This window comes from Variovorax sp. GW821-FHT10C12, assembly GCF_059415405.1.
Genome location: NZ_JBWKNE010000004.1, coordinates 413,757 through 420,574, shown reverse-complemented (window position 1 = coordinate 420,574; position 6,818 = coordinate 413,757). Strand labels below are relative to the sequence as shown.

Sequence of the window (6,818 nt, the reverse complement as noted above, 5' to 3'; positions counted from 1 at the left end):
CGCCGGCCCCGGCGGCGCAGGCCGCCTCGGGCCCCACCGCTCCGGCACCGGGCATTCAGGGGTCTTCCCCCATCCGGCAAAATCTCGACCTGGAGGCATTCCGTGCCGAGACCCAGCTGCCGCTGCGCACCGACGTGTCGCTGCAGCAGAGCGGGCCGGCATCCGAGGGCCTGCAGCGCGACTGGCCGGCCCCGGCGTTGGGCCTCGAGAGGCACTACGGTTACGCATTCCAGTGGTTCGGCCTGTCGGCCCTCGTTGTCATCCTCTATGTCTGGTTCCAATTCATCTCCCCCTTCCGGCGCGCGCGGCGCCGCGCACGCGATGGCCGCGGCCTCTGACGAGCCGCTGGGCCTGACCGTGCACTCGATGCCGTCGCCGGGCCAGGCGCTGGACGAGGCCGAGAACCGCCGCACCGTCCACGGGCGCTGGAAGATGATCGCCGTGCTGCTGATGTGCGCGGCGCCCGTGATCGCCTCCTACTTCACCTACTACGTGATCCGCCCCGAGGGCCGCAGCGTGTACGGCGAGCTGATCGATCCGCAGCACGAGATGCCCCGCCTCACGGCAACCGACCGCAACGGCGCGCCGGTCGAGCTGACCACGCTCAAGGGCCAGTGGCTGCTGGTGGCGGTGGCCGATGCGGCCTGCGACGCGCTGTGCGAGCAGCAGCTGTACCTGCAGCGTCAGCTGCGCGAGAGCCTGGGCCGCGAAAAAGACCGCCTGGACCGCGTCTGGCTCGTGAGCGACGCGGCGCCCGTGCCCGAGCGCCTGACCAACGGCCTGCACGGCGCGACCGTGCTGCGCGTGCCGGCCGACCAGCTGGCACGCTGGCTCGCGCCTGTGCAAGGCCACACGCTGCCCGAGCACCTCTACGTGGTCGATCCGATGGGCAACTGGATGATGCGTTTCCCGGCCCGCATGGACGCCGCCGGCGCGAGCCGCGCCAAGCGCGACATCGACCGCCTGCTGCGCGCCTCGTCGTCGTGGGACGAAGCGGGGCGTTGAGCCGCGCACGAACAACTGCCCCATGGACACGAGCTCCCTCTACGACCTCACGCCGATCGCCTGGATGATGGGCGCCGGCGTGCTGCTCGCGCTCGGCCCGCTGGTCTGGGTGTGGCGCCGCAACGCCGGCTCCGGCCCCGCGCGGCGGTTGCATGCGCTGACCGTGCTCACGCTGTTCCTCACCTTCGACCTCACGCTGTTCGGCGCCTTCACGCGGCTCACCGATTCGGGCCTGGGCTGCCCCGACTGGCCCGGCTGCTACGGCAACGCCAGCCCGGCCGGCGCACGCCACGAGATCGCCATGGCGCAGGCGGCCCAGCCGACCGGCCCCGTGACGCACAGCAAGGCCTGGATCGAGATGGTCCACCGCTACCTCGCGACCGGCGTCGGGGTGCTGATCCTCACGCTGGCCGGCGCCACTTGGATCGTGCGCCGCCGCCAGCGGCGCCAGCCCGCGCCGCCGGTCGACAGCGCGCACCATCACGTCGTGCTCAGCGCCTGGTGGCCCGCGGCCACGCTGGTCTGGGTCTGCCTGCAGGGCGCCTTCGGCGCCATGACCGTCACCTGGAAGCTGTTCCCCGCCATCGTCACGATGCACCTGATGGGCGCCATCGTGCTGCTCGCGCTGCTGTGCATCCAGGCCGTGCGCTACCGCCAGGTAGCGGCGCAGCGCCTGCCCACGGCCGTGTCGCCGGCCCTGCGCAACGGGCTGATCGCCACGGCGGTGCTGCTGGTGCTGCAGATCGCGCTCGGCGGCTGGGTCAGCACCAACTACGCGGTGCTGGCCTGCACGCAGTTCCCGACCTGCCAGGACAGCTGGTGGCCGCCGATGAACTTCGTGCAGGGCTTCGAGATCTGGCGCCACCTCGGCGTGACCGGCGAGGGCCAGCCGCTCGACTTTTCCGCCCTCACCGCCATCCACTACGCGCACCGCCTCATGGCGTACGCCGTGTTCGTGGCGCTCGGCCTGCTGGCCTGGCGCCTGCGCCGCCTCGAGGCGCTGCGCCCGCAGGCCCGCTGGCTGCTCGGGCTGGCGCTGCTGCAGCTGGCCACGGGCCTGGGCAACGTGCTGCTCGGCTGGCCGCTGGCTGCCGCCGTGCTCCACACCGGCGGCGCCGCGGCGCTGGCGGTGGTCCTGACCTGGGCGCTGTGCGAGAGCCGCCGCGAAAGCGCCGCCGCTGCACCGATTCCGCGCGCCGTCGACAATGCGCGCGGCACCCCCAACCCGAAGAAAGCCACCGCGTGAGCACCCCGATTCCTGTTCAGCACGCCAGCACCGCCAATGTGCTGCGCCAGTTCTACGCGCTCACCAAGCCGCGCGTGGTGCAGCTGATCGTGTTCTGCGCGCTCATCGGCATGGTGCTGGCCGTGCCCGGCCTGCCGTCGTGGGCCGATGTGCAGCGCGGCGTGCTGGCCTGCATCGGCATCTGGCTGGTGGCCGGCGCGGCCGCCGCGTTCAACTGCCTGGTCGAGAAGGGCATCGACGCCAAGATGAAGCGCACCGCCTGGCGCCCCACGGCGCGCGGGCAACTCAGCGACATGCAGGCGCTGGTGTTCTCGGCGCTGCTGTGCGCGGCCGGCTCGGCGCTGCTGTGGTTCACGGTCAACCCCCTGACCATGTGGCTCACGTTTGCCACCTTCGTCGGCTACGCGGTGATCTACACCGTCATCCTGAAGCCGCTGACGCCCCAGAACATCGTGATCGGCGGCGCCTCGGGTGCCATGCCGCCGGTGCTGGGCTGGTCCGCCATGACGGGCGACGTCGGCCCCGAGGCGCTGATCCTGTTCCTGATCATCTTCCTGTGGACCCCGCCGCACTTCTGGGCGCTGGCGCTGTACCGCGTCGAGGACTACCGCAAGGCCGGCCTGCCGATGCTGCCCGTGACGCATGGCAACGAGTTCACGCGGCTGCAGGTGCTGCTGTACACCTTCATCCTGTTCGCCGCCTGCCTGATGCCCTTCATCTACGGCATGAGCGGCTGGCTCTACCTCGTGGTCGCCATCGGCGTGAGCATCGGCTTCACCGGCTATGCCTTCGCGCTGTGGCGCAACTATTCCGACACGCTGGCGCGCAAGACCTTCCGGTTTTCGCTCATCCACCTGAGCGTGCTGTTCGCGGCGCTGCTCGTCGACCATTACCTCCGCTGACCGGACCTGACCTGCCCATGAACAAGCGCAATGCCCTGAAATCGATCGCCGCCACGGCCGGCTGGGTGGCCGCCTCGGCCACGCTGGGCCTGGGCCTTTCGGCCTGCAGCGAGCAGCAGCCGAAGCAGAGCTTCCAGGCGGTCGACATCACGGGCGCCGACTACGCCAAAGACTTTTCGCTCACCGACGCCGACGGCAAGGTGCGCACGCTGGCCGACTTCAAGGGCAAGGCGGTCGTGCTGTTCTTCGGCTACGTGCAGTGCCCCGACGTCTGCCCGACCACCATGACCGAGATGGCGCAGGTCAAGCAGCAGCTTGGCGCCGACGGCAGCAAGCTGCAGGTGCTGTTCGTCACCGTCGATCCGGCGCGCGACACGCCCGAGGTGCTCAAGGCCTACATGGGCGCCTTCGACCCGAGCTTCGTGGCCCTCATTCCCACGCCCGAGCAGCTGGCCGCCGTCGCGAAGGACTTCAAGGTCTACTACAAGAAGGTCGAGGGCAAGACGCCGACCAGCTACGCCATGGACCATTCGGCCGCCAGCTACATCTACGACCCGCAGGGCCGGCTGCGGCTCTACGCGCGCTACGGCGCGGGCGTGCCGGCGATGGTGTCGGACCTGAAGACGCTGCTCGCGTCCTGAGCCGGGTGCCCCGGGCATGGACGCCGCATCGGTCGCGCACCTGAAGTCGCGCAAGGGCGCGTTCCGCATCGCGCTCATTCCGCCCGAGGTGCTGGGCGCGCTGAACGGCGGGCTGCTCGAGACCGTCAACCTCAACGAATTCCTCGCGCTCGAATTGCCGCTGCTCGCGCGCAGCGTGGCGGGCCATGTCGGCCTCGACCCGGCGCACGAACGGCTGGACGACACGCTCGCCATGCTGGCCGCCTTCAAGCCCATGCAGCGCCACAGCCACATCGCGCGGGCGCTGTACGACATGACGGCCGAACACGCCGAGCGCGATGCCGTGGCGCACCGGCTGGCCACGCACGCCAGCGACGTGGCGCGCTGCTGGGCGGTGCAGTGGATCACGCTGTCGGGCCTGCCGCTGGCGGCCCAGCTCGACGCCGTGCGCCGCTTTGCCGCCGACCCGCACTTCGGCGTGCGCGAGTTCGCCTGGATGGCGGTGCGCGACAGCGTCATCGACTCGCTCGACGAGGCGCTGGCGTTGTTGCAGCCCTGGGTGACCGATGCCGATCCGAACGTGCGCCGCTTCGCCAGCGAACTCACGCGCCCGCGCGGCGTGTGGTGCGCGCAGATCGAGACGCTGAAGGCCGAGCCCTGGCTGGCGCTGCCGCTGCTGGAGCCGCTGCGCGCCGACGCGCATCGCTACGTGCAGAACTCGGTCGCCAACTGGCTCAACGATGCCAGCAAGACGCAGCCCGAGTGGGTCGAGACGCTGTGCACGCGCTGGGTGGCCGAATCGCCGGTTGCCGAGACCCGCTACATCGCGAAGCGGGCGCTGCGCACGCTGACCAAGTCGACGCCCTGAAGCGCCCCGAACGAAAAAAAGCCCGGCACTGCCGGGCTTTTTCGTGGAGGAGGGCGGTCGTGACGCTTACGCGTACTCGGCCAGCGCCTTCTTCATCTTCTTCATCGCCGCCACTTCGATCTGGCGGATGCGCTCGGCGCTCACGCCGTACACCGCGGCCAGGTCGTGCAGCGTCATGCCGCCCGAGCCGTCGTCGTTCACCTTGAGCCAGCGCTCTTCGACGATGCGGCGGCTGCGGTCGTCCAGCGCCTCCAGGGCGGTGGCGATGCCGTCGCTCGACAGGCGGTCGCGCTGCTGCGATTCGAGCAAGGCGGTCGGTTCCTGCGTGGCGTCGGCCAGATAGGCGATGGGGCCGAAGCCTTCGTCGCCGTCATCGGACGGACCCGGATCGAGCAACACGTCGCCGCCCGACAGGCGGGTTTCCATCTCGAGCACTTCCTCGGGCTTCACGTTCAGGCGCGTGGCCATCTGCGAGACCTCGTCGGGGCTCAGCGTCTCGCGGTGCGTGCCGTTGTCGGCCGCGGCCGAGTCGGCCTTGAAACTCTGCTTCATCGAACGCAGATTGAAGAACAGCTTGCGCTGGGCCTTGGTCGTCGCGACCTTGACCATGCGCCAGTTCTTCAGGATGTACTCGTGGATCTCGGCCTTGATCCAGTGCATGGCGTAGCTCACCAGCCGCACGCCCTGGTCGGGGTCGAAACGCTTCACGGCCTTCATGAGACCGACGTTGCCTTCCTGGATCAGGTCGCCGTGCGGCAGCCCGTAGCCCAGGTACTGGCGGGAAATCGAGACGACCAAGCGCAAGTGCGACAGGATCAGCGCACCGGCGGCTTCGAGGTCGTTCTGGTCGCGCAACTTGCGTGCGAAGCCCTGCTCTTCTTCGAGCGTGAGCAGCGGCAGGCGGTTGGCGGCCGAAATGTAGGCATCCAGGTTGCCCAGCGGGGGGACCATCGACCATGGGTTGGCGACGGCCAGCTGGTTGGCAGAGACTCCAGACAGCGTTGTCATCAGGGGAAACTCCTTTGTGTTGGCCATATTAGCACTCGGTTAGAGGGAGTGCTAAGCCAAGGGTTCCCTTGGGTTTCTATCGTTGCGATAGCTTTTGTCGCGATTTGTTGGATATTTGTATGCCGTTTGGCGTTTTTCAAGTCCGTGCCGCTTGCCCGAGCAGCCAGTCCTGAAACGCCAGGATGCGCGGGTCCTGGGCGCTGCCTTCCGGGTAGACCAGGTGGTAGGCGTAGCCCGCCGCCATGGGCACGCCGATGTCGAACAGCCGCACCAGCCGGCCCTGGGCGAGGTCGGCGCCGATCATGTCCAGGTCGGCCAGGCCGACCATGCCGCTCTCGGTGACGGCGCGCACCACGTCGCTCGAGTCGGCGAAGCCGATACAGCGGCTGTCGTCGAAGCCCTCGATCCCGGCCGCGGCCATCCACATCGGCCAGTTCGGCCAGACCATGCCGTCGGTCTTCCAGTCGACGAAGCACAGCGTGTGCTGGAGCAGGTCGCGCGGCGTTGCCAGCGGGGGCCCGCCGGCGAGCAGCCTGGGGCTGCAGACCGGCACGATCACGGTGTCGAACAGGCGCTGCGCGCGCGTGCCCGGGTCTTGTCCCTTGCCGAAACGGATCGCCACGTCGATGTCGTCGGCGTCGAAATCCCGCAGCGCGTCGGAAATATCGAAACCCAGTTCCAGCCCCGGGTTGGCGGCGCGGAACTGCGGCAGCCGGGGCAGAAGCCAGTTGGTCGCGAAGCGGGCGCTGGTCGACACGCGCAGCGTCGCCGCCCCGCGCGCCATGCGCCGGGCGCGGCCGGCGGCGCGGCGCAGGGTGTCGAGGGCGTCGGCGGTGGCCTCGAACCACACCGCGCCGGCCGGTGTCAGGCGGATGCTGCGGCTGGTGCGCGTGAACAGCACCACGCCGAGTTGGTCCTCGATCTCCTTGATCTGGTGGCTCACGGCCGCCGGTGTCAGCCCGACCTCCTCGGCGGCCCGCGTGAAGTTCAGGTGCCGCCCGGCAGCCTCGAAGGTGCGCAGGGCGCGGGTGCCGGGGATCAGTTGGAGGTGCATTGATCTTCAAATAGTTTTTGATGATTTCCCAAAAACTATTCGTTTCTCAAAGCGAAGTCAACGCGGGATAGTTCAAGAACTTGAAGATCCATCCACAACGATCCCCTTTCAGGAG

General features: G+C 69.1%; 8 protein-coding genes. 6 read left to right on the top strand and 2 right to left on the bottom strand.

The annotated features are described in order from the left end of the window. The 6 genes from AC07OH_RS21355 to AC07OH_RS21330 form a co-directional block, all read left to right on the top strand. Positions 1-338 (top strand): SURF1 family cytochrome oxidase biogenesis protein (locus AC07OH_RS21355; protein ID WP_495302031.1); only part of this gene is annotated, 338 nt, incomplete at its 5' end. Next, the gene (locus AC07OH_RS21350; RefSeq protein WP_495302030.1) at positions 322-1,005 is read left to right on the top strand and encodes a redox-active disulfide-containing membrane protein; all 684 of its coding nucleotides are present in this window, start codon (positions 322-324) and stop codon (positions 1,003-1,005) included. The genes AC07OH_RS21355 and AC07OH_RS21350, both read left to right, overlap by 17 nt. A gap of 22 nt (positions 1,006-1,027) precedes the next feature. Next, positions 1,028-2,251, top strand: a complete 1,224-nt coding sequence (locus AC07OH_RS21345) for a COX15/CtaA family protein (protein ID WP_495302029.1) — start codon at positions 1,028-1,030, stop codon at positions 2,249-2,251. Further along, complete coding sequence (cyoE, locus tag AC07OH_RS21340; RefSeq protein ID WP_095950890.1) at positions 2,248-3,153, top strand: heme o synthase; 906 nt, start codon at positions 2,248-2,250, stop codon at positions 3,151-3,153. Before AC07OH_RS21345 ends, cyoE begins: the two co-directional genes overlap by 4 nt. A 17-nt stretch (positions 3,154-3,170) precedes the next feature. Next, positions 3,171-3,794: an SCO family protein gene (locus AC07OH_RS21335; protein WP_495302028.1), complete on the top strand. Its 624-nt coding sequence runs from the start codon at positions 3,171-3,173 to the stop codon at positions 3,792-3,794. A gap of 16 nt (positions 3,795-3,810) precedes the next feature. Continuing rightward, positions 3,811-4,641, top strand: a complete 831-nt coding sequence (locus AC07OH_RS21330) for a DNA alkylation repair protein (RefSeq protein WP_495302027.1) — start codon at positions 3,811-3,813, stop codon at positions 4,639-4,641. Between the two features lie 66 nt (positions 4,642-4,707). Here AC07OH_RS21330 and rpoH read toward each other — a convergent pair whose 3' ends face one another. Further along, positions 4,708-5,649 (bottom strand): RNA polymerase sigma factor RpoH, encoded by a 942-nt coding sequence (rpoH, locus tag AC07OH_RS21325; RefSeq protein ID WP_099792678.1) that lies wholly within the window; start codon positions 5,647-5,649, stop codon positions 4,708-4,710. Positions 5,650-5,785: 136 nt separating this feature from the next. Continuing rightward, complete coding sequence (locus AC07OH_RS21320) at positions 5,786-6,703, bottom strand: LysR substrate-binding domain-containing protein (RefSeq protein WP_495302026.1); 918 nt, start codon at positions 6,701-6,703, stop codon at positions 5,786-5,788. Positions 6,704-6,818: the final 115 nt, after the last annotated feature.

Excerpts from the sequence above, each read along its gene's own strand:
- AC07OH_RS21345 (WP_495302029.1), top strand. The coding sequence starts at position 1,028 with ATGGACACGAGCTCCCTCTACGACCTCACGCCGATCGCCTGGATGATG.
- AC07OH_RS21335 (WP_495302028.1), top strand. The coding sequence starts at position 3,171 with ATGAACAAGCGCAATGCCCTGAAATCGATCGCCGCCACGGCCGGCTGG.
- AC07OH_RS21350 (WP_495302030.1), top strand. The coding sequence starts at position 322 with ATGGCCGCGGCCTCTGACGAGCCGCTGGGCCTGACCGTGCACTCGATG.
- AC07OH_RS21330 (WP_495302027.1), top strand. The coding sequence starts at position 3,811 with ATGGACGCCGCATCGGTCGCGCACCTGAAGTCGCGCAAGGGCGCGTTC.
- AC07OH_RS21320 (WP_495302026.1), bottom strand. The coding sequence starts at position 6,703 with ATGCACCTCCAACTGATCCCCGGCACCCGCGCCCTGCGCACCTTCGAG.
- rpoH (WP_099792678.1), bottom strand. The coding sequence starts at position 5,649 with ATGACAACGCTGTCTGGAGTCTCTGCCAACCAGCTGGCCGTCGCCAAC.